Genomic DNA, 23,821 nt, shown 5'->3' on the forward strand with positions numbered 1-23,821 from the left:
ATCGCCCACCCCCGCCATGACCCGCCGCTTCCTTCTCACCATCGCCACCCACGTCACCGCGCTGCTGATTGGTGTGGGGCTGGGCATCTACCTGCTGCCGATCCTGATCGCGCCCGACGCGCCGGCGGCCAGCGATGTGGCCCAGGTCGCCGGTCAGGCGCGCCACACCGGCACCTTCCGCCGCGACCTGCGCGACAGCGACCCGCTTCACTGGGGCGAAGGCACGGTCAGTGTCGGCCCGCGCCACGTCGCGCTGCAGGGGCGGCTGTCGCCCGGCCCGGACTACAAGCTCTACCTGTCGCCCGAGTTTGTGGAGACCGAGGCGGATTTCCTGCGGCTGAAGGCTTCGATGCGCCGCGTGGGTGACGTCAAGACCTTCGACAACTTCCTGGTCGAGCTGCCGCCCGACGTGGATGTCGATCGCTACCGCGCGGTGGTCGTGTGGTGCGAAACCTTCGGCGAGTTCATCACCGCCGCGGCTTACCGGTGAGGCGGCGGCGGCCTGTGGCCAGGCTGCCCGTCGCTTCCCGCCGTCCCGGCCGAGGGACGGCATCCGCCGGGGCTCTGAGGCATCATCCCGGGCTTTCCTCTTTCGCTGGAGCCGCCATGAAAATCGCCACCCTCGCCGGCATCGTGCTCATCGCCGCGGGCGCCGCCGCGCTCGCCCTGGGCCAGTTCAAGTACACGAAGGAGACCGAGGCGGTGAAGCTGGGCCCGGTGGAACTCACCGTGAAGCAGGAGGAAACGGTCAACCTGCCGGTGTGGGCGGGTCTCGCAGCCATCGCGGCCGGCGTGGTGCTGGTGGTGGTGGGCGGCCGCTCGCGCTGACCGGCGCATGCCCCGCGTCCCGCGCGATCCGGCCCCGCGCGCCCGCGCCTGGATGGCCGCGCGCGGATGGACGCCGTTTGACTTCCAGCGCGAGGTCTGGGCCGCCCAGGCGGCCGGCCAGAGTGGTTTGCTGCACGCCACCACCGGTGCCGGCAAAACCTACGCTGTCTGGCTCGGCCTGCTGGAGCGGCTGGCCGGTGCCACGCCGCCACCGCGTGCACCGGCGCTCACGGCGCTGTGGATCACGCCGATGCGTGCGCTCGCGGCCGACAGTGCGGCCGCGCTGGCCGCGCCCTTGCCCGACCTCGCTCCCGGCTGGACGCTGGGCCTGCGCACGGGCGACACCGCGAGCGCCGAGCGTGCCCGCCAGGACCGCCGGCTGCCCTCCGCCCTGGTCACCACGCCCGAGTCCCTGAGCCTGCTGCTCAGCCGGCCCGAAGCCGCCACCGCGCTGGGCGGTGTGCGCGCGGTCGTGGTGGACGAGTGGCACGAGCTGCTCGGCACGAAGCGCGGTGTGCAGGTGCAGCTTGCGCTGGCCCGGCTGCGGCGCTGGCGTCCGGACCTCCAGGTCTGGGGCATGAGCGCCACGCTGGGCAATCTCGACGAGGCGCGGGCCGTGTTGTGCGGCGGCGGGCCGTCGGTGGGGGTGCAAGGCCGGGTCGACAAGACGCTGGTGATCGACACGCTCATTCCCGAGGAGCCGGGTCGCTACTCATGGGCTGGCCACCTGGGCGCCCGGATGCAAGCGCCGGTGGTGGAGGAGCTGGCGCGCAGCGACACCGCGCTGGTGTTCACCAACACGCGCAGCCAGGCCGAGCTGTGGTACCAGATGCTGCTCGACGCGCGGCCCGACTGGGCCGGTCAGGTGGCGCTGCACCACGGCAGCCTGGACAAATCGGTGCGTGAGTGGGTGGAGCAGGGCCTCAAGGGTGGGCAGCTCAAGGCGGTGGTCGCCACGTCGTCGCTGGACCTCGGTGTCGACTTCCTGCCGGTGCAGCGGGTGCTGCAGATCGGCTCGGCCAAGGGCGTGGCCCGCCTGCTGCAGCGCGCCGGGCGCAGTGGTCACGCGCCCGGGCGGCCCAGCCGGCTCACGCTGGTGCCGACCAACACGCTGGAGCTGGTCGAAGCCGCCGCGGTGCGCGCGGCCGCGCTGGCCGGGCGCGTGGAGTCGCGCCACAGCCCGGAGCAGCCGCTGGATGTGCTGGTGCAGCACTTGGTTACCGTGGCGCTGGGCGGCGGATTTGATGCCGAGGCGCTGTACGACGAGGTCCGCGGCGCGTGGGCGTACCGCCATCTTTCACGGGCCGCTTTCGATTGGGCGCTGGCGTTTTGCGAGCGCGGCGGTGACAGCCTTACCGCCTACCCCGACTACCACCGCATCGCCCGCGCCGAAGATGGCCGCTGGACCGTGCCCGACACACCGCAGGGTCGGGCCACGGCCCGTCGCCACCGCCTGGGCGTGGGCACCATCGTCAGCGACGCGGCCTTGCAGGTGCAGTACCTCAACGGCGCGCGCATCGGCACCATCGAGGAAGGCTTCATCGGCCGCCTGCGCCGCGGCGACTGCTTTGTGTTCGCCGGGCGTCTGCTGGAGTTCGTGCGTGTGCAGGACATGACCGCCTGGGTCAAGAAGGCCACCAAGGCCAAGGGCGCCGTGCCCACCTGGCAGGGCGGGCAGATGCCGCTGTCCACCGAACTGGCCGATGCCGTGTTGGCACAGATGGCCGAGGCCGCGGACGGGCGCTTCCACAGCCCCGAGCTGACCGCCGCCGGCCCGATGCTGCGCACCCAGGCCGAGCGCTCCGCGCTGCCGCGCCCGGGCGTGCTGCTGATCGAGCACCAGCGTTCCCGGGAAGGCCATCACTTGTGTCTGTACCCCTTCGCCGGCCGGCAGGTGCATCTGGGGTTGGCCAGTCTGCTGGCGTGGCGGCTGTCGAGGGCGCAAGCCAACACCTTCAGCCTGTCGGTCAACGATTACGGCCTGGAGCTGCTGGGTGCGGAGCCGGTGCCGCTGGAGCCGCTGCTGGACGGCAGCGCGTTCGTCGAGGACGACCTGCTGGACCATGTGCTCGCTTCGCTCAACGCCGGCGAGCTGGCCCAGCGTCGCTTTCGCGAGATCGCGCGCATCGCCGGGCTGGTGTTTGGCGGCTACCCGGGCGCGCCGAAAAGCCTCAAGCAGCTGCAGGCCAGCAGCAGCCTCTTCTACGACGTGTTCCGGCAGTACGACCCGGGCAACCTGCTGCTCGATCAGGCCCGGCGCGAGGTGTTGTCGCACGAGCTCGACCTGGCGCGGTTGCGGGCGGTGCTGGGTCGCCTGCGCGGCTGGCGCCGCGAGGCGGTGGCCCTGAGCGCACCCAGCCCGTTGAGCCTGCCGTTGATGGTGGAGCGCCTGCGCGAACGGCTCACGACCGAGCAGCTGGCCGCGCGTCTGGAGCGCTTGCTGCGCGAGGCGGAGGCGGGGCGGTGAGGTGGGGGCCTGTGTGGGTGCTGGCGTGGGTCCTGGCGGTGCCCGGCGGAGCGTCGGCGCAGGGGGCCTCGTTCGAGGCGCGGGTGACCCGCGTGTCCGACGGCGACTCGCTGTGGGTGCGTCCCCTGGACGGCGGGGCACCGCGCCGCGTGCGGCTCCAGGGCATTGACGCGCCCGAAATCTGCCAGCCTGGCGGCCGCGCCGCGCGCGATGCGCTGGCCGCGCGGCTGGAGCGCGCCACCGTCACCGTGCGGCCGCAGGCCGAGGACGACTACGGCCGCCAGCTCGCGGTGATCGTCTGGCGCGGCGAAGACATCAACCGGTGGCTGGTGCGCGAGGGCTGGGCCTGGGCCTATCGCTGGCGCTCCGGTGAGGGCCCGTATGCGCGGGACGAACAGCTGGCGCGGCGCGCCGGGCGCGGGGTATTCGCGGATCCGCTGGCCGAGGAGCCCCGCGCGTTCCGGCGCCGCCACGGGCCGTGCGAAACCGCGCGCAGCCGCTGACTCGGGGACGGCTCAGCCGTGCCGGTGGCCGCAGACCGGGCAGGCCGGGTGGGCGGGCAGGCCGATGGCGTTGAACGCCAGGTCGCGTCCGTCGATCATGAGCAGCTGGCCCGTGAGGCGCGAGCCCAGCCCGGCCAGCAGCTTCAGCGCCTCGGCCGCCTGCATCGTGCCGACGATGCCCACCAGCGGCGCAAACACACCCATCGTGGCGCAGCGGGTTTCTTCGACGCCGCTGTCCTCGGGAAACACGCAGGCGTAGCACGGGGCGTTGGGCTGCCGGGTGTCGTAAACGCTGAGCTGGCCGTCCATGCGGATGGCCGCCCCGGAGACCAGCGGCCGCGCGTGTCGCACGCAGGCGCGGTTCACCGCGTGGCGGGTGGCGAAGTTGTCGGTGCAGTCCAGCACCACGTCGGCCTCGGCCACGAGACGGTCCAGCAGCGCGTCGTCGGCGCGCTGGGTGATGGCTTCCACCACCGGATCGGGGTTGATGGCCGCGATCGCTTCACGCACCGACTCGGCCTTGGGCCGGCCCACGCGCGCGAGGTTGTGCGCGATCTGGCGCTGCAGGTTCGTTTCGTCCACCGCGTCGTGGTCGACCACGGTGATGCGGCCCACGCCGGCGCTGCCCAGATACAGCGCCGCGGGCGAGCCGAGCCCGCCGGCGCCGATGATCAGCGCGTGGCCGGCCAACAACCGCTCCTGCCCCTCGACGCCGAGGTCATCGAGCAGGATGTGGCGCGAGTAGCGCAGCAGCTGGGCGTCGTTCACGCCGGGCTCAGTTCTGCTTCTTGGCGTCGTCGGTCGGCCGCACGGCCAGCGTCTTGCTCGCCTGCACGGGCTTGCCCTTGAGTTGGTTGAGGGCCTGCTGCAGCTGGAAGTCCTTCTCGCTGCCGAACTCCGGCACAAGGCGCTGGCTGGGGTTCTTCCTGGCCTCTTCTTCGAGTTTCTTGCGGGCGGCTTCGCGTTCCTGGTCGCGCTGCTGTTCGGCCGCGCGCTGGGCGTCGGTGAGCGGGGCGCTGCGGGCTTCGCCGGGGCTGTTGAGGTGCTTCTGCAGGTCGGCCTCGCGGGTGCGCAGCGCCGCGAACACGTTGCCCTCGGCCGTCTCATCGACCATCACGTCGGGCACGATGCCTTTGGCCTGGATGGAATTACCCGACGGCGTGTAGTACCGCGCGGTGGTCAGTTTCAGGCCGGTGTCGGGCCCGAGCGGGCGCACGGTCTGCACCGAACCCTTGCCGAAGGTCTGGCTGCCCATGATGGTGGCGCGCTTGTGGTCCTGCAGCGCGCCGGCGACGATCTCGCTCGCCGACGCCGACCCTTCATTGACCAGCACCACCAGCGGAATGCGCTTGTACAGGCCGCCGGTGGCGTCGGTCAGGCGCTTGACCGGGTCGTTGCCGCCGCGGCGCAGGTAATGCTGCGGGATCGACTTGTAGGTGAATTTGCTGTCGTCGAGCTGCCCGTTGGTGGAGACCACCGTCACGTTCTCCGGCAGGAAAACCGCCGACATCGCCACCGCCGCGTCGAGCAGGCCGCCCGGGTCGTTGCGCAGGTCAAGCACCAGACCCTTCATGCCCGGGTCGGCCTTGTACAACTCCTCCAGCTTGCGGGTGAAGTCTTCGGTGGTCCGCTCCTGGAACTGGGACACGCGGATCCAGGCATAGCCGGGCTCGACCGGGCGCGCCTTGACGCTCTGGGTCTTGATCTCCTCGCGCGTGATCGTCACCGGGAAGGTACGGTCCTCGTCCTTGCGGAACACGGTGAGCAGCACCTTGGTCCGCGGCTCACCCCGCATGAGCTTGACCGCCTCGTTGATGCTCAGGCCCTTGACGTTGGTGTCGTCGATCTTGGTGATCAGGTCACCGCTCTTGAGGCCGGCGCGGAAGGCGGGCGAGTCTTCGATGGGCGAGACGACCTTCACCAAGCCGTCTTCCATGGTGATTTCGATGCCCACGCCGACAAAGCGGCCGCTGGTGCCTTCGCGAAATTCCTTGAAGGACTTCTTGTCGAAATACTGCGAGTGCGGGTCCAGGCTGGACACCATGCCGGAGATGGCTTCCGAGATCAGCTTCTTCTCGTCCACCGGCTCGACGTAATCGCTCTTGATCATGCCGAACACCGCCGCGAGCTGCTGCAGCTCCTCCAGCGGCAGCGGAGCCAGCGAACTGCGGGCCACCGCCTGCAGCTGCACGGTCGTCAGGGCACCGGCGACCGCGCCCACGGCGATCCAGCCGGCGGTCTTGAGCTTCTGGCTCACGGGTTTGGACATGTCTCTCACCTTCGCAAAACGCCCGGGCGGCCCTCAGGCCACCCGGTCCGGGCCAATATACACCTGTGACCCGCGGCGGGTGCCCGGGTTCCCCCATGCCCCCGCTCGGACATCCGCCCTCAGGCCTTGCCCTGGGTCGCCACGGCCGCGGCCGCCCGGGCCGCTGCCTCGGCGTCGCCGAGGTAGTAGTGGCGGATCGGACGCAGGTTCTCGTCCAGCTCGTAGACCAGCGGGATGCCGTTGGGAATGTTCAGCCCCACGATGTCGGTATCGGACACGTTGTCCAGATACTTGATGAGCGCCCGGATGCTGTTGCCGTGGGCGGCGACCACCACCCGCTTGCCGGCCTTGATGGCGGGGGCCAGCGACTCGGTCCAGAACGGGATCACGCGCGCCACGGTGTCCTTAAGGCACTCGGTCAGCGGCACCTGCTCCGGCGCCAGCAGGGCGTAGCGGCGGTCGCCACGCTCGCAGCGCGGGTCGGTGGCCTCCAGGGCCGGCGGCGGGGTGTCATAGCTGCGACGCCAGACCAGCACCTGCTCTTCGCCGTACTGCCGTGCCATGTCGGCCTTGTTCAGGCCCTGCAGGGCGCCGTAGTGCCGCTCATTGAGACGCCAGTGTTTGACGACCGGGAGCCAGGTCCGGTCCATGGCGTCGAGCACGTACCACAGCGTGTGGATCGCCCGCTTGAGCACGCTGGTGTAGGCGATGTCGAAATCCCAGCCCTCGGCCTTGAGCAGCTGGCCGGCCGACATGGCCTGCGACACGCCGGTGGGCGTGAGGTCCACATCGGTCCAGCCGGTGAAGCGGTTTTCGAGGTTCCAGGTGGATTCGCCGTGGCGGATGAGGACGAGCTTGTACATCGCGGAGGGAGGGCTGGGGGTGGTCGGGAGGGGTGGTTCGCAACGGAAGCCTGACGCGCCAAAGGCGCGCCGGCGGTGGGCCTTCGCGGGCTGGACTGCCCGGAGGCACAGCCCGACATTTTAGAATCCCGGGCTTCCACACCAAGGTGATGCCGTGAGCTTCTTCATTGAAAACTGGGTTTTGATCGTTGTTGCCTTCACCTCCGGGGCATTGCTGCTGTGGCCCGCGGTGCAGGCCGGGGGACGCGCCGGCACGCTCAACACCGTTGAGGCGGTGAACCTGATGAACCGCGAGAAGGCGGTCGTCATCGACGTGAGCGAGGAGGCGGAGTTCGCCGCCGGCCACGTCAACGGGGCCCGCCATGTGCCGCTGGCCGAGCTGGAGGCCAAGCTGCCGGCTGTGGTGAAGAACAAGGCCACGCCGGTGATTCTGGTGTGTCCGACGGGCGCGAAAGCGAACAAGGCGGTGGCGCTGGCGCGCAAGCTGGGCTTCGAAAAGGCCCACTCGCTGTCCGGCGGCATGGGCGCCTGGCGGTCGGCCAGCCTGCCGGTGGAAAAAGCCGAGAAAGCCTGAGGTCCGCCATGGCCAAGGTCACCATCTATTCCAGCGACTACTGCCCCTATTGCCAGCGCGCCAAGGCGCTGCTCCAGGCCCGTGGGGTGGCTGATTACGACGAGATCGTGGTGGACGGGAAGCCCGACGTGCGCGCCGCGATGACGGCGCGCACCGGCCGCACCAGCGTGCCGCAGATCTACATCGGCGAGACCCATGTCGGGGGCTGCGACGATCTGCATGCGCTCGACGCCCGCGGCGGCCTGCTGCCGCTGCTGCAACAGTCCTGAGCGACCGGCGGCTGCGATAATTCCGCCCGGGCCCGCTGCGGGAACGTTTCCCCGGCGGGTTTTCTTTTGTTCCGAACCGAGACCGCGACCATGTCCGACCAACAGCCCGTCTTCCAGATCCAGCGCATCTACCTCAAGGAGGCGTCGCTGGAGCAACCCAACTCGCCGGCGATCCTGCTCGAGCAGGAGCAGCCGTCGGTGGACATCCAGCTCGGTGTGGAAGCGGCGAACGCCGCCGATGGCGTGTACGAGGTGTCCGTGACCGCCACGGTGACGACCAAGATCAAGGACAAGACCGTGTTCCTGGTCGAGTGCAAGCAGTCCGGCATCTTTGAGATCCGCAACCTGCCCCAGGACCAGATGAGCCCGATCCTGAGCATCGCCTGCCCGCAAATCGTCTACCCCTACCTGCGCAGCAACGTGGCCGACGTGGTGCAGCGCGCCGGCTTCCCGCCGGTGCATCTGGCCGAGATCAATTTCCAGGCCATGTACGAGCAGCAGCAGGCGCAGGCTGCCGAGGACGCGCCGCGCATCATCACCAACTGAGCGCCATGCGCATCGCGGTGCTGGGCGCGGGCGCGTGGGGAACGGCGCTGGCCGTCAGCGCCGCACGGCATGGCCACGCCGCCATCACCCTGTGGGCGCGCGACGCCGCGCAGGCGGCGGCGATGGACGCCGCGCGTCAGAACGCGCGCTACCTCCCCGGCGTGGCCCTGCCCGACGGGTTGCAGGTGGCCTCCGGCGGTCTGCCGCAGGCCGATCTATTCGTCGTGGCCACGCCCATGGCCGCCTTGCGCGACACCCTGACCGCTCTGGCCGGCCGTGGCGCGCCCGTGGCCTGGCTTTGCAAGGGCTTTGAGCGCCCGCGCGAGCCCGACGGCACCCCGGGTCTGCTGGGGCACGAGGTGGCGGCCGCGGTGGCGCCCGGGTTGCCGGTGGGCATTCTGAGTGGGCCGAGCTTTGCGCAGGAGGTGGCCCGCGGTCAGCCCACCGCCCTCGTCGCCGCCAGCGAGCATGAGACCGTTCGCCAGCAACTCGTCTCGGCCTTCCACAGCCCGGCGCTGCGCGTCTATGCCAACGACGACATCGTGGGCGTGGAAGTCGGCGGGGCCGTGAAAAACGTTCTGGCGATCGCCACCGGCCTGTGCGATGGGCTCAACCTCGGCCTCAACGCACGGGCCGCGCTGATCACCCGCGGCCTGGCGGAAATGACGCGCCTGGGCGTGGCCCTGGGCGCGCGGGTCGATACCTTCATGGGGCTGTCTGGCCTCGGCGACCTGGTGCTCACCGCCACCGGGGACCTGTCCCGCAACCGCACCGTCGGCCAGCTGCTCGCCCGCGGGCTCACGTTGCAGGCCGCCGTGGATTCACTCGGCCACGTGGCCGAGGGGGTGTACAGCGCGCGCACCGTGGTCCAGCGGGCGCGCGCCGTGGGCGTGGACATGCCGATCAGCGAGGCGGTGCTGGCGCTGCTCGACGGTGTGTGTCAGCCGCCTGAGGCGATTGCGGCGCTCATGGGGCGCGATCCCAAGGCCGAGGGTCGGCTGGCCTGACGCTGGCGTGGGTGCCGGCCCGTGCCAGCGCCGCGAGCCTCAGATTTCGAGGTTGTCGATGAGACGCGTCGTGCCCAGGCGGGCGGCTCCCAGCACCACCAAGGGCTCGCCGGCCTGCGGCGGCTGCAGGTCGTGGCGGCGGCGCACCGTCAGGTAGTCGGGCTTCCAGCCGCGGGCGGCCAGACCGGCCAGCGCCCGCGCCTCCAGGCCGGGCAACTGCCGCGCCAGCCCGTCGGCTGCGGCCAGCGCATCGCGCCCCAGCGCGCGCAAGGCCAGCGACAGCTGCACCGCTTCCGCCCGTTCCTTTTCGTTCAGGTAGCCGTTGCGCGAGCTCAGGGCGAGCCCGTCGGGCGCGCGTTCGGTGGCGCCGGACACGATCTCGATGGGCAGCGCGAACTGCTCCACCATGCGCCGGATGACCATGAGTTGCTGGTAGTCCTTCTGGCCAAACACGGCCGTGCGGGGCCCTTTGGCTTGTGCAAAAACGATCTGGAACAGTTTCATCACCACCGTGCACACGCCGGTGAAAAAGCCGGGCCGGAAGTGGCCCTCCAGGATGTCGGCCAGCTCAGCCGGCGGCTGCACTTTGTAACCCTGGGGCTGCGGGTACATCTCCCGCTCGCTGGGCGCGAACACCACATCGCAGCCGGCGGCGGCGAGCTGATCGCAATCGGCCTGAAGCGTGCGCGGGTAGGTGTCGAAGTCTTCGTGCGGCGCGAACTGCAGGCGGTTCACAAAGATGCTGGCCACCGTGACGTCGCCCCGCGGTTTGGCCAGTTTCACCAGACCGAGGTGACCGGCATGCAGGTTGCCCATGGTGGGCACGAGGGCCGGGGCGTCGTACGGACGCAGCGCGTCTCGCAGGTCGGCGATGGTGTGGACAAGCTTCATGCGAACAAAAGTGGCGTGGGGGCGGCGGGAAGTGCCGGGAGGCGCTGCGCGACTGAGAGCGGGCCGCCGAACGCGGGCATCGCGGGACGGGCCCGGGTCACCAGGCGTGCAGGCTGTCGTCGGGGAAGCTGCCGTCCTTGACGGCGCGCACGTAGGCCGCGATGGCTTCGCGCACGGAGCCCGCACCCTCCATGAAGTTGCGGACGAACTTGGGGTTCTTGCCCAGGTTCACACCGAGCATGTCGTGCATGACCAGGACCTGCCCGGCGGTGCCTTTGCCGGCGCCGATGCCGATGGTGTGGCACTGGGGCAGTTGCGGCGTGAGCTCGGCGGCCAGCGCGGCAGGCACCATTTCCAGCACCATCATCGTGGCACCGGCGTCCTGCAGTTCGAGGGCGTGGCGCTTGAGCGTGAGCGCGGCGGCTTCGTCGCGGCCTTGCACACGGTAGCCGCCCAGGGCGTGGACGGTCTGCGGCGTGAGGCCGAGGTGGGCGCAGACCGGGATGCCGCGCTCCACCAGGAAGCGCACGGTGTCGGCCGTCCAGCCGCCGCCCTCGATCTTGACCATGTGAGCGCCGGCGTGCACCAGGCGCGCGGCGCTGCGCATCGCCTGTTCCCGACCCTCGTGGTAGCTGCCAAAGGGCAGGTCGCCCAGCAGCCACGCCGTGCCCTGGACGCGGCGCAGCCCGCGCGCGACGCTCTCCACGTGATACGCCATGTCGTCGAGCGTGACCCCGGCGGTGCTGGCCAGGCCCTGGCAGACCATGCCCAGCGAGTCGCCCACGAGGATGCATTCCACGCCCGCCGCGTCGGCCACCGCGGCAAACGTCGCGTCGTAGGCGGTGATCATCGAGATCTTCTCGCCCCGCGCGCGGAGTTCCGCCAGGCGCGGCAGGCTGACCGGCTTGCGCGGTGGCAGCGGCGAGGCGGTGGGCAGCGTGCCGTAGGGCGTGGCGGTGGTGGCGGCGGTGGGGTTGCTCATGTCAGTGGCCCGCCCGGGGGCGGGGGGTGGCAGAGAATGCGGGACTATAGTCCATCCCGTATGGCCATTTCACCCATGAAACACCTTGCTGATTACACCGCCGACGACCTGCGCGCCCTGGCCGCGGCGGATGTCGCGCGCGCCCTGGCCGAAGACGTTGGCGGCGGCGACCTGACCGCCGCCCTGATCGATCCCGCGCGCCCCGCGCAGGCCCGCGTGATGGCCCGTGAAAACGCCGTGATCTGCGGCACGCCCTGGGTCGAGGCCGCGGTGCGCGCGCTCGACCCGGCCGCGCGCCTGACCTGGGCGGTGGCCGAGGGCCAGCGCTGTGCGCCCGACCAGACCGTGCTGACCATCGAGGGCCGCGCCCAGGCCCTGCTCAGCGCCGAACGGACCGCGCTCAACTTCCTGCAATTGCTCTCCGCGGTGGCCACGCAGACGGCGCGCTATGTCGAGGCCGTGGCCGGCACGCGCGCGGCCATCGTCGACACCCGCAAGACCTTGCCCGGCTTGCGCATGGCCCAGAAGTACGCGGTGACCACCGGGGGGGGCGTGAACCACCGCATCGGCCTGTTCGACGCGGTGCTGATCAAGGAGAACCACATCGCGGCCGCCGGCGGCGTGGCGGCCGTGTTGCGGCGGGTGCGGGAGACCGCGCCGGCCGCGCGCTTCGTCGAAATCGAGGTCGAGACGCTGGCCCAGCTCGACGAAGCACTGGCCTGCGGGGCCACGATGGTGCTGCTGGACAACATGGACCTGCCCACGTTGCGCGAGGCGGTGCGCCGCAACGCCGGCCGCGCGGTGCTGGAGATTTCCGGCGGCGTCAACTTGTCCACCGTGCGGGCGCTGGCCGAAACCGGCGTCGACCGCATTTCCATCGGCGCCCTGACGAAAGACGTCAAGGCGATCGATTTCTCCATGCGGATGGCCTGAACCATGAGCTCCGAATCCCTCATCGACGTCGAATACGAACAGCCCGCCTGCCCGACGCAGCACGCCTGGGCGCGCGTGCCCGTGGAGCCCGGACCCCAACAGCGCGCCGAGCTCAAGGCGACCATCAAGCGCCTGCTGAAAGAGCGCAACGCGGTCATGGTGTCCCACTATTACGTCCACCCCGACCTGCAGGACCTGGCTCTGGAGACCGGCGGCATCGTGAGCGACTCGCTGGAGATGGCGCGTTTCGGCCGGGACCACCCGGCGACCACCCTGGTGGTTTCCGGCGTGCGCTTCATGGGTGAAACCGCCAAGATTCTCAGCCCCGAGAAGACGGTGCTGATGCCCGATCTCGACGCGAACTGCTCGCTCGACCTGGGCTGCCCGATCAACGCCTTCAGCGCGTTCTGCGACCAGCACCCGGACCGCACCGTGGTCGTCTACGCCAACACCAGCGCCGCCGTGAAGGCCCGCAGCGACTGGCTGGTCACCAGCAGTTGCGCGCTGGACATCGTGCGCGCGCTCAAGGAGAAGGGCCACAAGATCCTGTGGGCGCCCGACAAGCACCTGGGCAGCTACATCCAGCGCGAAACCGGCGCCGACATGCTGATGTGGAACGGCTCATGCATCGTGCATGACGAGTTCAAGGCGGTGGAACTGGAACTGCTCAAGCGGGAACACCCCGAGGCGAAGGTCCTGGTGCATCCCGAAAGCCCGGCCGAGGTGGTGGCCCTGGCCGACGCGGTGGGGTCCACCTCGGCCATCCTGAAAGCCGCGCGTGAGCTCGACGCGCCGGCTTACATCGTCGCCACCGACAAGGGCATGCTGCACATGCTGCGGCAGCAGAACCCCGGCAAGGTGTTCATCGAGGCGCCCACCGCCGGCAACAGCGCCACCTGCAAGAGCTGCGCGCACTGCCCCTGGATGGCGATGAACGGCTTGGCTGGTGTGGCCCGGGTGCTGGAGACCGGCGCCAACGCCATCCACGTCGATCCCGCGCTCATCCCGCGCGCGCGCCAGCCCATCGATCGCATGCTGGCCTTCACCGCCGCCCACAAGGCCGGTCACGACGCGGGCGCGCTGGTGCCCCACCTCGGCGCGGTGTGATTCGGACACCCCCCTGCGCCGCTGACGCGGCTTCCCCCCTCCGTGGCGCGCCTGCGGCGCTTCGAGGGGGGACGCACCCAGTGGACCGGCGAAGCCGGATCCACGGGTGCCTGGGCGCCGTGCCCCCCGACCTCGGGGCGCAAGCCGCGAGGGGGTCAGCATGCCACGACGCCACAGGCCAACCAAGGGTTGCTTCCTTAGGGGCAGCAAGGGACCGGCGAAGCCGGATCCACGGGTGCCTGGGCGCCGTGCCCCCCGACCTCGGGGCGCAAGCCGCGAGGGGGTCAGCGTGCCACGACGCCACAGGCCAACCAAGGGTTGCTTCCCTGGGGGCAGCAAGGGTCCGGCTTCGCCGGCCCGAGATGCCGTCCCCCCTCGAAGCGCCGCAGGCGCGCCACGGAGGGGGGAAGCCGCGTCAGCGGCGCAGGGGGGTGTTGCCCAGAATCGTCGGCTTGGCCTCGGCGAGCTGGCCAGGGTAGTCGAGGCTGTAGTGCAGGCCGCGGCTTTCGTGGCGCAGCAGGGCGGACATGACGATGAGGTCGGCCACCTGCACGAGGTTGCGCAGTTCCAGCAGGTCGCGGGTGACGTGGAACTGGGCGTAGAACTCCTGGATTTCACGCTGCAGCAGCGTGATCCGGTGGGCGGCACGCTCGAGTCGCTTGTTGGTGCGCACGATGCCGACGTAGTCCCACATGAAGCGGCGCAGCTCGTCCCAGTTGTGCGAGATCACCACCATCTCGTCGGCGTCGGTCACGCGGCTGTCGTCCCAGGCGGGCAGCGCGGGCGGCGCGGGCAGCGGGGCTTCGCGGATCGCACTGACCGCAGCCTGGGCGAACACCATGCATTCCACCAGCGAGTTGCTGGCCAGGCGGTTGGCGCCATGCAGGCCGGTGCAGGTGGTTTCTCCCACGGCGTACAGCCCGGTCAGTTCGGTGCGGCCGTTGAGGTCGGTGACCACGCCACCACAGGTGTAGTGCGCCGCGGGCACGACCGGGATCGGTTCGCGCGTGATGTCGATGCCCAGCTCGGCGCAGCGCGCCAGGATGTTGGGGAAATGCTCGCGCAGGAACGCCGGGCTCTGGTGGGAGATGTCGAGGTGCACGCAGTCCAGGCCATGCTTCTTCATCTCGAAGTCGATGGCGCGCGCCACCACGTCGCGCGGCGCAAGTTCGGCGCGCGGGTCATGGTCGGGCATGAACCGGTGACCGCCGAGGTGGGGTGGCAGCTTGAGCACACCGCCCTCGCCGCGTACCGCCTCGGTGATCAGGAAGCTCTTGGCGTGCGGGTGATACAGGCAGGTGGGGTGGAACTGGATGAATTCCATGTTGGCCACCTGGCAGCCCGCCCGCCAGGCCGCGGCGATGCCGTCGCCGGTGGCGGTGTCGGGGTTGGTGGTGTAGAGATACACCTTGCCGGCGCCGCCGGTGGCCAGCACCGTGTGCTTCGCGGCGAAGGTGACCACCTCGTCGCGCACCGTGTCGAGCACATAGGCACCGAGGCACCGCCGCGCCGCGGCTTCGCCGCCGGTCTGGCGGTCGGTGATCAGGTCCACCAGCATGTGGTGCTCGAAGACCGTGATGCCCGGCGTGGCTTTGGCGCGCTCGATCAGCGTCGCCTGCACGGCCGCGCCGGTCGCGTCGGCGGCGTGCACGATGCGGCGGTGGCTGTGCCCGCCTTCGCGCGTGAGGTGCAGCTCGCCGGCCTCGGTGGTGAACGGCACACCCAGGTCACGCAGCCAGGCGATCGCAGCCGGAGCGTTCTGCACGGTGAACTCGGTCGCTTCGCGGTCGCTCAGCCCGGCGCCGGCCACCAGCGTGTCGTCCACGTGCGACGCGTAGCTGTCGCCTTCGGCGAGCACGGCGGCGATACCGCCCTGCGCCCAGTTGCTGGAGCCGTCGAGCAAGGCGCGCTTGGTGACCAGCGCGACACGGTGGGTCGGGGCGAGGTGCAGGGCGGCGGTGAGCCCGGCGAGCCCGCTGCCGATGATGAGAACGTCGAAGCGGTGCGCGGTGGCGGTCATGGTGGACATCAGGCCGGGCTGGGTGTGTAGGCCAGCCGGACGTAAATGGGGGCGAAGGCCTCGGCCTGCGTCAGTTCGATCAGGGTTTCCTTGGCCAGCTCAAGCATGGCGATGAAGGTGACCACCAGCACCGGGGCGCCGCGCGTGAGGTCGAACAGCTCGCCGAACTCGACGAACTGGCGGCCCTGCAGGCGCCGCAGCACCAGACTCATGTGCTCGCGCACGGACAGTTCTTCGCGGCTGATGCGGTGGTGTTGCACGAGTTTCGCCCGGCGCAGGATGTCGCGCCACGCGCTCTGCAGATCCACCGCATTGACGTCGGGAAATCGCGGCACCAGCGCCTGCTCGACATACACCTGCGCGCGGATGAAGTCGCGCCCGTATTGCGGCACTTCCGCCAGGCGCTGCGCGGCCAGCTTCATCTGCTCGTACTCGAGCAGGCGGCGCACCAGCTCGGCGCGCGGGTCCTCGGCCTCTTCGCCTTCAGCGGTCTTCTTGGGCGGCAGCAGCATGCGCGACTTGATCTCGATGAGCATCGCCGCCATGAGCAGGTACTCGGCCGCGAGTTCGAGGTTCTGGGCGCGGATTTCCTCGACGTACTCCAGGTACTGCCGCGTCACAGCGGCCATCGGGATGTCGAGGATGTTGAAGTTCTGTTTGCGGATCAGGTAGAGCAGCAGGTCCAGCGGGCCCTCGAACGCTTCGAGGAAGACCTGCAGCGCGTCCGGCGGGATGTACAGGTCCTGGGGCAGCTTGAAGAGCGGCTCGCCGTACAGACGCGCCAGTGCCACGCCGTCGACCACCTGCGGCAGCACCTCGTCCAGCCCCGGCGGGGCGGCGTCGAGCGACGGCGCCGGCTCCTGGCTCACTTCAGGGCCGGTTCGGTCTGGTAGACGTAGGGCTTCTGTGCCACACGGGCGGCCTGCGCCTCGGCCTGGAAGTCGCGGTCGATGTCCTTGTCCCACAGCAGCGAGCGGCCCTGGCGCTGGGCGGCTTCCAGCCCAGGCTTGTTGCTCTTGAGCTGCTCGATGAACTGCGTGGCGTCGGACTGGTAGTCGGGGCGGCGGAAGAACGGCATGGCGCGCGGCTCGGTGGGTGGGAAAACCCGCCATTTTACGGACCGGGGCTGTCCGGCGGCGAGGAATCCGGCGCGATCAGGTCGGCCAGACCCGCGCGCTCGACCAGCGAGCGAGGCTGCGGCTGCAGCCGCACCAGTCGCAGCCGACCTCCGCGCGCTGCCAGCGCCTGGGACAGTTGCTCGATCGCATCCAGGCCCGAGGTGTCCAGCGCCAGCAGGCGGTCGCCATCGAGCGTGATCACCGTCGGTCCGTCGGGCTGGCGGGCTGCCTCGATCACCGGGTCGAGTTTGGTCACCGCCCCGAAAAAGAGCGATCCATAGAGCGTGACGCCCATCGAGGCGCTGTCCGGGCGGGTCACGTCGGCGCGGAAAATCTCGGCCTGGCGGCGCACGAACAGCACCACGGCCAGCACCAGCCCAAGCTCGACCGCCACCGTGAGATCGAACACCACCGTCAGCGCGAAGGTCGACACCAGCATCAGCCGGTAGTGGAGACTGAAACGGCGCATGCGCACGAACTCGTGCCACTCGCCCATGTTCCAGGCCACGAAGAGCAGCACACCGGCGAGCACGGCCAGCGGGATGTGGAAGGCCAGGGGCGCGGCCAGCAGCACGATCGCGGCGAGCGTGAGGGCGTGCACCATGCCGGCCACGGGCGTGCGGGCGCCGGCCCGGATGTTGGTCACGGTGCGGGCGATCGTGCCGGTGGCGGGCATACCGCCGAAAAACGGCAGCACCAAGTTGGCCACGCCCTGCGCCATCAGCTCCTGGTTCGGGTCGTGCGGCCGACCGCGACCGAGCTGGTCGGCCACCCGCGCGCACAGCAGGCTTTCGATCGCCCCCAGCAGGGCGATCGTCAGCGTGGGCGTGACCAGCAGCCGCACCGTGTCCCACGAGAAGGCCGGCAGCTCGAACGCGGGCAGCCCCGCCGGAATGCCGCCAAAGCGGCTGCCGATGGTCTCTACCGGCCAGTCCAGCGCCCAGGCCAGCAGCGACAGGCTGACCAGCGCCACCACCGGGCCCGGCAGGCGCGAGGTGGCGCGCAGCGCGCTGGCCCGTTCCAGGCCGGCGAGCTGACGCCGGAAGGCCGAGTCCGCCGCCCACAGCCGCGGCCACAGGAACAGGCCCGCCACGCACAGCGCGCCCAGAGCCAGGGCATGGGGGTTGATCGTGTCGAGGTGCTGCGCCACGGTCCGGATCTGGCCGAAGGCGTGGGCCGGCATGCTGGGCACGCTGACACCCAGCAGGTCGCGCAGCTGCGACACCGCGACCAGCACGGCGATGCCGTTGGTGAACCCAATCACCACACTCACCGGCACGAAGCGCACCAGCGTGCCCAGGCGCAGCAGCCCCAGCAGGAACAGCAGCACGCCCGCGCTGGCGGTGGCGATCAGCAGGTTGGCCACGCCGTAGCGTTCAACGATGCCGTAGACGATCACGATGAAGGCGCCGGCCGGTCCGCCGATCTGCACCGAGGTCCCGCCGAGCGCGGCGATCAGGAAGCCACCGATGATGGCTGTCCAGAGGCCCGCTTGCGGTGGCAGGCCGCTGGCGATCGCGAACGCCATGGCCAGCGGCAGGGCCACCACCCCGACGGTGAGGCCCGCGCCGATGTCGCGCAGCACGGTCTCCCGCGTGATCGCGCGCGCGTCGTCCCACAGGCGCGGGCGAAACGGGGCGAGCGGCGGCAATCCCCAGGGCATCGGCGCATGTTACCGCTGGCAACGTGATGCGAACCTGACGTTCACGGGCCCGCGCCTACACTGCGGGTTCCGCCTTTCCCGGAGTGTGTCCATGCGCCTGCCCCTCGTGTTCGCCGCGATCGCCCTGTCACTGGGCCTGGTGGCCTGCGACCTGCAGAACATCGCCGAGCTCGAGCCGGGCGTGTCCACCGAGGCCGACGTGCGGGAGAAGTTCGGCCAGCCGGAGGCGGTGTGGGACGGCGAGGACGGCGCGCAGGTGTATGAATACAACCGCCAGCCCGAGGGTGTGGTGAATTACATGATCACCATCGGGCCAGACGGTCGGCTGCTGAAGATCAGCCAGGTGCTCACCGAGGAGAACTTCGCGCGGGTGCAGCCCGGCATGTCGATGGAGCAGGTGCGCCGCCTGCTCGGCAAGCCCCGCGCGACCACGACCTACGCCCTGAAGGGCGAGACGCATTACGACTGGCGCTTCCAGCCGGCGAATTCGACGGAGATGCTGCTGTTCACGGCGGTGTTCAACAGCGATCTGCGGGTCGTGCGCACGATGACCGGGCGTGACCCGGACCTCGAGCGCCGCTGAACGCCCCCACAAGCGCCCCCACAAGCGCCCCTGAGCGCGGCCGGTTCGTCCCGCGCGGCGCTCAGCGCACCCGCATGCCCGGCTGGGCGCCCGCGCCCGGCTCCAGCACATAGATGCCCGGCGCGGTCTTGTCGTCGGCGTGGCTCGCGGCCAGCACCATGCCTTCGCTCACGCCGAATTTCATCTTGCGCGGCGCGAGGTTGGCCACCAGCACGGTGAGCTTGCCTTTGAGCTGCTCGGGCTGATAGGCGCTGGCGATGCCACTGAACACGTTACGGGTCTTGCCCTCGCCCACATCGAGCGTGAGCCGCAGCAGTTTGGTGGAGCCTTCCACGCGCTCGCACTCGACGATGCGCGCGATGCGCAGATCGATCTTCGCGAAGTCGTCGATGCCGATGGTGTCGGCGATCGCCTCGCCACCCGGCAGCGGCGCGGCTTCCACCGGGGCCGGCGGCGGCTCGAACAGGGCGTCGAGCTGTTGGGGGTCGACGCGTTGCATCAGGTGCTGGTAGGTGTTGATGGTGTGGCCCGCGCCCAGCAGCCGGCCGGCGTCGGCCCATTGCAGCGGCTGGATCTGCAGGAAGGCTTCGACCTGCGCGGCGAGCGCGGGCAACACGGGCTTGAGGTAGAGCGCCAGCAGGCGGAAGGCCTCGATGCAGGCACTGCACACGTCGTGCAGGCGCGTGTCCTGGCCTTCCTGTTTGGCGAGTTCCCACGGTTTGTTCTGGTCCACATAGGCATTGACCTGATCGGCCAGCGCCATGACCTCGCGCAGCGCCTTGCCGTACTCGCGGGTGTCGTACAGCCCGGCGATGGCTGCCGCGCGGGCTTGCAGGGCCTGCAGCAGGGCGGCGCCGTCGGCGGACACCGTGCCCAGGCGGCCGCCGAAGCGCTTGGCGATGAAACCCGCGGCGCGGCTGGCGATGTTCACGAACTTGCCGATCAGGTCGCTGTTGACCCGCAGCATGAAGTCCTCGCGGTTGAAGTCCACGTCCTCGTTGCGGGCGGAGAGCTTGGCGGCGAGGTAGTAGCGCAGCCACTCGGGGTTCATGCCCAGCTTGAGGTATTTCAGCGGGTCGAGGCCCGTGCCGCGGCTCTTGCTCATCTTCTCGCCGTTGTTCACGGTGAGGAAGCCGTGCACGAACACCGCGTTCGGCGTCTTGCGGCCGCTGAAATGCAGCATGGCCGGCCAGAACAGGGTGTGGAAGGTGATGATGTCCTTGCCGATGAAGTGGAACTGCTCGGTGCGCGGGTCGGCCATGAAGGCGTCGAAGTCCACGCCCTGGCGGCCCAGCCAGTGTTTGAGGGACGCCAGGTAACCCACCGGGGCGTCGAGCCACACGTAGAAGTACTTGCCCGGTGCGTCGGGGATTTCAATGCCGAAGTAGGGCGCATCGCGCGAGATGTCCCAGTCGCCGAGCTTGGTCTGGCCATGCTCGTCGGGGGCGATCCATTCGCTGATCTTGTTGAGGACTTCGGGCTGCACAGCGCCGCTGGTGGTCCATTGCTTGAGGAAATCGAGGCAGCGCGGGTCGGACAGCTTGAAGAAGAAGTGATCCGACTGTTTGAGCACCGGCTTGGCGCCCGACAGCGCCGAGTAGGGGTTGATGAGATCGGTGGGGCTGTAGACCTTGCCGCAGACCTCGCAGTTGTCGCCGTACTGGTCCTTGGCGTGGCAGTTCGGGCACTCGCCCTTGATGAAGCGGTCGGGCAGGAACATGTTCTTCTCGGGGTCGAAGAACTGTTCGATGGTGCGGGTTTCGATCAGGCCATGGGCCTTGAGGTCCTTGTAGATCTGTTGGGCGAGTTCGTGGTTCTCGGGCGCGTCGGTGCTGTGCCAGTGGTCGAAGGCGATGTGGAAGCCGTCGAGGTAGGGCTTGCGGCCGGCGGCGATGTCGGCCACGAACTGCTGCGGCGTCTTGCCGGCCTTGTCGGCCGCGATCATGATCGGCGCGCCGTGGGCGTCGTCGGCGCAGACGAAGTGCACCTCGTGCCCCTGCATGCGCTGGAATCGCACCCAGATGTCGGCCTGGATGTATTCCATGATGTGGCCGATGTGAAAGTGGCCGTTGGCGTAGGGCAGGGCGGTGGTGACGAACAGGCGGCGCGGGCTCATGGCGGGCTTTCTTCGGGAGAACCCGTGATTTTAGGGACTCGGCGTTGCTCTCGGCGCTCTCCGGCCGCTCCGGGCCTGGGCGATCGGGGTGTCCGATTCCGCTCATGTCCCCCGGATCGGGCTGGCGCCCGATCCTCCTCCTTCACTTCGCTGCATCGGACACCCCGCTCGCCCAGGCCCTCCTTCGCTTTCGCCGCGAGATCACTGCCGACCGCCTCAGGCCCAAGGACAAGCCCGTACGTCCCCTGTGTGAATCCCGTCCCCCGGGCCCGGCGGGTAGACTTGCGGCCGCCGCAGAGCACCCTCCCGGGTATCGGGAGGTCATTCCCACGTCCCTGGAGCCTTCTTCCCATGTCCGTTGATCAACAGGCGCTGCTCAAGGCGCTGCAAGCTGTGCAAGACCCGAACACCGGGCGCGATTTCGTCTCCACCAAGGCGCTGAAAAACCTGCAGGTGCAGGACGGCGACGTGTCGTTTGACGTGGAATTGGGTTATCCCGCCAAGAGCCAGCTGCCGGCGCTGCGCCGTGCGCTGATCGCGGCGGCGAAGTCGGTGGCCGGCGTGGACAACGTGTCCGTGAACCTGGTCACGAAAATCCTCGCCCACGCGGTGCAGCGCGGTGTGCAGCTCATGCCCAACGTGAAGAACATCGTGGCCGTGGCCTCGGGCAAGGGCGGCGTGGGCAAGAGCACGACCGCGGTCAACCTCGCCCTCGCCCTGGCGGCCGAGGGCGCGAAGGTCGGCATCCTCGACGCCGACATTTACGGTCCCAGCCAACCGATGATGCTGGGCGTGGAGGGCCGGCCGGAGAGCGCCGATGGCAAGACGATGGAGCCGCTGGAGAACTACGGCATTCAGGTCATCTCCATCGGCTTCCTCATCGACCGCGACGAGGCCATGATCTGGCGCGGTCCGATGGCCACCCAGGCGCTGGAACAGCTGCTGCGCCAGACCAACTGGAAAGACCTCGACTACCTGATCGTCGACATGCCTCCGGGCACCGGCGACATCCAGCTCACGCTGTCGCAGCGCGTGCCGCTGACCGGCGCGGTGATCGTCACCACCCCGCAGGACATCGCCCTGCTGGACGCCCGCAAGGGCATCAAGATGTTCGAGAAGGTCGGCGTGCCGATTCTGGGCATCGTGGAGAACATGGCGGTGCACGTGTGCGAGAAGTGCGGCCACGTGGAGCACATCTTTGGCGCCGATGGCGGCAAGAACATGGCCGCCGAGTACGGCATGGATTACCTGGGCGCGCTGCCGCTGAACATGAGCATCCGCGTGCAGGCCGACAGCGGCATGCCCACCGTGGTGGCCGATCCCGAGGGCGAGATCGCCGGGCTGTACAAGGGCGTGGCCCGGCAGGTGGCGATCAAGATCGCCGCCAAGGCGAAGGACTTCTCGTCCAAGTTCCCCAGCATCAAGATTTCCAAGGACACCTGAGCGGCAACGCCGCGCCACGAAAAAGCCGGCCCTCGGGCCGGCTTTCTTTTGCCTGGGCGGGCGGCAGCGTTCAGGCGCTCTCGCGCTCGCGCAGGCGGAAGCGCTGGATCTTGCCGGTGGCGGTCTTGGGCAGTTCGCTCATGAACTCGATGAAGCGCGGGTATTTGTAGGGCGCCAGCCGCTCCTTGACGAAGGCCTGCAGCTCGGACTCGGTGGCGGTTTGACCCGCTTTGAGCACCACGAAGGCCTTGGTTTTGGTCAGGCCGTCGGCATCCACCTTGCCGATCACCGCGGCTTCCAGCACCGCGGGGTGCTGCACCAGCGTGGCCTCGACCTCGAACGGGCTGACGTAGATGCCGCTGACCTTGAGCATGTCGTCGTTGCGACCGGCGTAGGTGTAGGTGCCGTCGGGGTTGCGGGTGTATTTGTCGCCGCTCTTGGTCCATCCGCCCTGGAAGGTGTCGCGGCTCTTGGCGCGGTTGTTCCAGTACATCAGCGCGGCGCTGGGGCCCTGGATGTAGAGGTCGCCGATCTCGCCCTCGGGCACGGGCTGGCCGTCTTCGCCGCGGAGTTCAACCGCGTAGCCGGGCACCGGCCGGCCGGTGGTGCCGTAGCGCACGTCGCCCGGTGTGTTGGACAGGAAGATGTGCAGCATTTCGGTGGAGCCGATGCCGTCGATGATTTCCACGCCGAAGTGGCGCGTCCAGCGCTCGCCGAGGTCTTGGGGCAGGGCCTCGCCGGCCGAGGAGCACAGGCGCAGCGCCACGTCGCTGCGCGCCGGGAGGTCGGGGCTGGCGAGCATGCCGCCGTAGCCGGTCGGCGCGCCATAAAACACGGTGACCCCCTGCGAGGTGAGGCGCCGGAACACCGCCGCCGGCGTCGGGCGCTCGGCCATCAAGACAACGGTGGCGCCCACGCTCAGCGGAAAGCTCAGCGCGTTGCCCAGCCCGTAGGCGAAAAACAGCTTGGCCGCCGAGAAGCACACGTCGCTCTCGCGCAGGTTGAGCACGCCGCGGCCGTAGAGTTCGGCGGTCCAGTACAGGTTGGCCTGGGTATGCACCGTGCCTTTGGGGGCGCCGGTCGAGCCGCTGGAGTAGAGCCAGAAGGCCGGCTCTTCACCGTGGGTGTCGACCGCGTCGGCCTCGGGCGCGGCGGCGATCAGGGCATCGAGGTCGTGGGTGCCCGCAGGGCGGTCGCTGCCGCGCGAGACGATGACGTGCTCCACCGCGTGGCCGCCGCCGGCCAGCGCGCTGTGCAGGGTCGGCAGCAGCGCGCCCGAGACGATGGCGGCGCGCGCCCGGCTGTCGGCCAGCATGTAGGCGTAGTCGGTCGGTGTGAGCAGCGTGTTCACCGCCACCGGCACGACACCGGCGTGCAGGCAGCCGAGAAAGGCCACCACCCAGTCGCTGCTGTCGTGGGCGAGCAACAACACCCGCTCCTCGCGGCGCAGGCCCAGGGCCGCCAGCGCCCCCGCGAAGCGACGCACGCGCTGGGTGAGCTCGCCGTAGGTGAGCGTGCCCTGGTCGTCGATCAGTGCGGTGCGGCTGGCGCGGTTGGCGTTGCGCTCCATCAGGTGCCGGGCGAAGTTGAAACGGGCCGGGGGCGCGGCGACGGTGGTGCTCATGCTTGTCTCCTCGTT

General features: G+C 69.7%; 23 protein-coding genes. 12 read left to right on the forward strand and 11 right to left on the reverse strand.

The window, feature by feature from the left end; translation table 11 throughout:
- Positions 1-16 precede the first annotated feature (16 nt).
- The 4 genes from AC2D80_RS02120 to AC2D80_RS02135 all read left to right on the forward strand — a co-directional run bounded on the left by AC2D80_RS02120 (position 17) and on the right by AC2D80_RS02135 (position 3,798).
- Positions 17-490: a DM13 domain-containing protein gene (locus tag AC2D80_RS02120; RefSeq protein WP_484631327.1), complete on the forward strand. Its 474-nt coding sequence runs from the start codon at positions 17-19 to the stop codon at positions 488-490.
- A 116-nt stretch (positions 491-606) separates the two neighbouring features.
- The gene (locus AC2D80_RS02125; protein WP_484631328.1) at positions 607-828 is read left to right on the forward strand and encodes a hypothetical protein; all 222 of its coding nucleotides are present in this window, start codon (positions 607-609) and stop codon (positions 826-828) included.
- Between the two features lie 7 nt (positions 829-835).
- Positions 836-3,295: a ligase-associated DNA damage response DEXH box helicase gene (locus AC2D80_RS02130; RefSeq protein ID WP_484631329.1), complete on the forward strand. Its 2,460-nt coding sequence runs from the start codon at positions 836-838 to the stop codon at positions 3,293-3,295.
- Positions 3,292-3,798 (forward strand): thermonuclease family protein, encoded by a 507-nt coding sequence (locus AC2D80_RS02135; RefSeq protein WP_484631330.1) that lies wholly within the window; start codon positions 3,292-3,294, stop codon positions 3,796-3,798. Before AC2D80_RS02130 ends, AC2D80_RS02135 begins: the two co-directional genes overlap by 4 nt.
- A 12-nt stretch (positions 3,799-3,810) precedes the next feature.
- Here AC2D80_RS02135 and AC2D80_RS02140 read toward each other — a convergent pair whose 3' ends face one another.
- The 3 genes from AC2D80_RS02140 to gpmA form a co-directional block, all read right to left on the reverse strand.
- The gene (locus tag AC2D80_RS02140; protein ID WP_484631331.1) at positions 3,811-4,566 is read right to left on the reverse strand and encodes a HesA/MoeB/ThiF family protein; all 756 of its coding nucleotides are present in this window, start codon (positions 4,564-4,566) and stop codon (positions 3,811-3,813) included.
- A 7-nt stretch (positions 4,567-4,573) separates the two neighbouring features.
- Positions 4,574-6,055 carry a S41 family peptidase gene (locus tag AC2D80_RS02145; protein WP_484632629.1) on the reverse strand — a complete coding sequence of 494 codons (1,482 nt, stop codon included), beginning with the start codon at positions 6,053-6,055 and terminating at the stop codon, positions 4,574-4,576.
- A 131-nt stretch (positions 6,056-6,186) separates the two neighbouring features.
- On the reverse strand, positions 6,187-6,930 hold the full coding sequence (gpmA, locus tag AC2D80_RS02150) for a 2,3-diphosphoglycerate-dependent phosphoglycerate mutase (RefSeq protein ID WP_484631332.1): 744 nt from the start codon (positions 6,928-6,930) through the stop codon (positions 6,187-6,189).
- 154 nt (positions 6,931-7,084) lie between these two features.
- Here gpmA and AC2D80_RS02155 point away from each other — a divergent pair, with 154 nt between their 5' ends.
- The 4 genes from AC2D80_RS02155 (at position 7,085) to AC2D80_RS02170 (ending at position 9,326) form a co-directional block, all read left to right on the forward strand.
- Positions 7,085-7,504 (forward strand): rhodanese-like domain-containing protein, encoded by a 420-nt coding sequence (locus tag AC2D80_RS02155; protein ID WP_484631333.1) that lies wholly within the window; start codon positions 7,085-7,087, stop codon positions 7,502-7,504.
- An 8-nt stretch (positions 7,505-7,512) separates the two neighbouring features.
- The gene (gene grxC / locus AC2D80_RS02160) at positions 7,513-7,773 is read left to right on the forward strand and encodes a glutaredoxin 3 (protein ID WP_484631334.1); all 261 of its coding nucleotides are present in this window, start codon (positions 7,513-7,515) and stop codon (positions 7,771-7,773) included.
- A gap of 90 nt (positions 7,774-7,863) precedes the next feature.
- On the forward strand, positions 7,864-8,319 hold the full coding sequence (gene secB, locus AC2D80_RS02165; protein WP_484631335.1) for a protein-export chaperone SecB: 456 nt from the start codon (positions 7,864-7,866) through the stop codon (positions 8,317-8,319).
- A 5-nt stretch (positions 8,320-8,324) separates the two neighbouring features.
- Positions 8,325-9,326, forward strand: coding sequence for an NAD(P)H-dependent glycerol-3-phosphate dehydrogenase (locus AC2D80_RS02170; RefSeq protein WP_484631336.1), 1,002 nt, complete (start codon positions 8,325-8,327; stop codon positions 9,324-9,326).
- A 39-nt stretch (positions 9,327-9,365) separates the two neighbouring features.
- On the opposite strand, the gene panC is transcribed toward AC2D80_RS02170, so the two are convergent.
- Positions 9,366-10,217: a pantoate--beta-alanine ligase gene (gene panC, locus AC2D80_RS02175; RefSeq protein WP_484631337.1), complete on the reverse strand. Its 852-nt coding sequence runs from the start codon at positions 10,215-10,217 to the stop codon at positions 9,366-9,368.
- Between the two features lie 97 nt (positions 10,218-10,314).
- Complete coding sequence (gene panB, locus AC2D80_RS02180) at positions 10,315-11,199, reverse strand: 3-methyl-2-oxobutanoate hydroxymethyltransferase (RefSeq protein ID WP_484631338.1); 885 nt, start codon at positions 11,197-11,199, stop codon at positions 10,315-10,317.
- A gap of 75 nt (positions 11,200-11,274) precedes the next feature.
- Here panB and nadC point away from each other — a divergent pair, with 75 nt between their 5' ends.
- Complete coding sequence (gene nadC, locus AC2D80_RS02185; protein ID WP_484631339.1) at positions 11,275-12,132, forward strand: carboxylating nicotinate-nucleotide diphosphorylase; 858 nt, start codon at positions 11,275-11,277, stop codon at positions 12,130-12,132.
- Positions 12,133-12,135: 3 nt separating this feature from the next.
- Positions 12,136-13,239, forward strand: a complete 1,104-nt coding sequence (nadA, locus tag AC2D80_RS02190) for a quinolinate synthase NadA (protein WP_484631340.1) — start codon at positions 12,136-12,138, stop codon at positions 13,237-13,239.
- 415 nt (positions 13,240-13,654) lie between these two features.
- On the opposite strand, the gene nadB is transcribed toward nadA, so the two are convergent.
- The 4 genes from nadB to AC2D80_RS02210 are packed head-to-tail and all read right to left on the reverse strand — an operon-like array spanning position 13,655 to position 18,040.
- Positions 13,655-15,268, reverse strand: coding sequence for an L-aspartate oxidase (gene nadB / locus AC2D80_RS02195; RefSeq protein WP_484631341.1), 1,614 nt, complete (start codon positions 15,266-15,268; stop codon positions 13,655-13,657).
- Positions 15,268-16,128, reverse strand: a complete 861-nt coding sequence (locus tag AC2D80_RS02200; protein ID WP_484631342.1) for a segregation and condensation protein A — start codon at positions 16,126-16,128, stop codon at positions 15,268-15,270. The genes nadB and AC2D80_RS02200 overlap by 1 nt, the downstream gene beginning before the upstream one ends.
- Positions 16,125-16,337 (reverse strand): DUF3460 family protein, encoded by a 213-nt coding sequence (locus AC2D80_RS02205; protein WP_484631343.1) that lies wholly within the window; start codon positions 16,335-16,337, stop codon positions 16,125-16,127. The genes AC2D80_RS02200 and AC2D80_RS02205 overlap by 4 nt, the downstream gene beginning before the upstream one ends.
- Positions 16,338-16,372: 35 nt before the next feature.
- On the reverse strand, positions 16,373-18,040 hold the full coding sequence (locus tag AC2D80_RS02210; protein ID WP_484631344.1) for a SulP family inorganic anion transporter: 1,668 nt from the start codon (positions 18,038-18,040) through the stop codon (positions 16,373-16,375).
- Between the two features lie 91 nt (positions 18,041-18,131).
- On the opposite strand from AC2D80_RS02210, the gene bamE reads away from it, so the two are divergent.
- Positions 18,132-18,623, forward strand: coding sequence for an outer membrane protein assembly factor BamE domain-containing protein (gene bamE / locus AC2D80_RS02215; protein WP_484631345.1), 492 nt, complete (start codon positions 18,132-18,134; stop codon positions 18,621-18,623).
- A gap of 61 nt (positions 18,624-18,684) precedes the next feature.
- Here bamE and metG read toward each other — a convergent pair whose 3' ends face one another.
- Positions 18,685-20,739 carry a methionine--tRNA ligase gene (gene metG, locus AC2D80_RS02220; protein ID WP_484631346.1) on the reverse strand — a complete coding sequence of 685 codons (2,055 nt, stop codon included), beginning with the start codon at positions 20,737-20,739 and terminating at the stop codon, positions 18,685-18,687.
- Positions 20,740-21,090: 351 nt separating this feature from the next.
- Between metG and apbC the strand changes: the two genes are divergently transcribed.
- Positions 21,091-22,182, forward strand: a complete 1,092-nt coding sequence (gene apbC, locus AC2D80_RS02225; protein WP_484631347.1) for an iron-sulfur cluster carrier protein ApbC — start codon at positions 21,091-21,093, stop codon at positions 22,180-22,182.
- A gap of 70 nt (positions 22,183-22,252) precedes the next feature.
- On the opposite strand, the gene AC2D80_RS02230 is transcribed toward apbC, so the two are convergent.
- Positions 22,253-23,806 (reverse strand): benzoate-CoA ligase family protein, encoded by a 1,554-nt coding sequence (locus AC2D80_RS02230; protein WP_484631348.1) that lies wholly within the window; start codon positions 23,804-23,806, stop codon positions 22,253-22,255.
- Positions 23,807-23,821: the final 15 nt, after the last annotated feature.

The organism is Hydrogenophaga sp. T66, from assembly GCF_057219855.1.

Bases quoted from the DNA above. Each gene is read 5' to 3' on its own strand.
- AC2D80_RS02120 (WP_484631327.1), top strand. From the start codon at position 17: ATGACCCGCCGCTTCCTTCTCACCATCGCCACCCACGTCACCGCGCTG.
- AC2D80_RS02125 (WP_484631328.1), top strand. From the start codon at position 607: ATGAAAATCGCCACCCTCGCCGGCATCGTGCTCATCGCCGCGGGCGCC.
- AC2D80_RS02130 (WP_484631329.1), top strand. From the start codon at position 836: ATGCCCCGCGTCCCGCGCGATCCGGCCCCGCGCGCCCGCGCCTGGATG.
- gpmA (WP_484631332.1), bottom strand. From the start codon at position 6,930: ATGTACAAGCTCGTCCTCATCCGCCACGGCGAATCCACCTGGAACCTC.
- grxC (WP_484631334.1), top strand. From the start codon at position 7,513: ATGGCCAAGGTCACCATCTATTCCAGCGACTACTGCCCCTATTGCCAG.
- secB (WP_484631335.1), top strand. From the start codon at position 7,864: ATGTCCGACCAACAGCCCGTCTTCCAGATCCAGCGCATCTACCTCAAG.
- AC2D80_RS02170 (WP_484631336.1), top strand. From the start codon at position 8,325: ATGCGCATCGCGGTGCTGGGCGCGGGCGCGTGGGGAACGGCGCTGGCC.
- panC (WP_484631337.1), bottom strand. From the start codon at position 10,217: ATGAAGCTTGTCCACACCATCGCCGACCTGCGAGACGCGCTGCGTCCG.
- panB (WP_484631338.1), bottom strand. From the start codon at position 11,199: ATGAGCAACCCCACCGCCGCCACCACCGCCACGCCCTACGGCACGCTG.
- nadC (WP_484631339.1), top strand. From the start codon at position 11,275: ATGAAACACCTTGCTGATTACACCGCCGACGACCTGCGCGCCCTGGCC.
- nadA (WP_484631340.1), top strand. From the start codon at position 12,136: ATGAGCTCCGAATCCCTCATCGACGTCGAATACGAACAGCCCGCCTGC.
- nadB (WP_484631341.1), bottom strand. From the start codon at position 15,268: ATGTCCACCATGACCGCCACCGCGCACCGCTTCGACGTTCTCATCATC.
- AC2D80_RS02205 (WP_484631343.1), bottom strand. From the start codon at position 16,337: ATGCCGTTCTTCCGCCGCCCCGACTACCAGTCCGACGCCACGCAGTTC.
- AC2D80_RS02210 (WP_484631344.1), bottom strand. From the start codon at position 18,040: ATGCCCTGGGGATTGCCGCCGCTCGCCCCGTTTCGCCCGCGCCTGTGG.
- bamE (WP_484631345.1), top strand. From the start codon at position 18,132: ATGCGCCTGCCCCTCGTGTTCGCCGCGATCGCCCTGTCACTGGGCCTG.
- metG (WP_484631346.1), bottom strand. From the start codon at position 20,739: ATGAGCCCGCGCCGCCTGTTCGTCACCACCGCCCTGCCCTACGCCAAC.
- apbC (WP_484631347.1), top strand. From the start codon at position 21,091: ATGTCCGTTGATCAACAGGCGCTGCTCAAGGCGCTGCAAGCTGTGCAA.
- AC2D80_RS02230 (WP_484631348.1), bottom strand. From the start codon at position 23,806: ATGAGCACCACCGTCGCCGCGCCCCCGGCCCGTTTCAACTTCGCCCGG.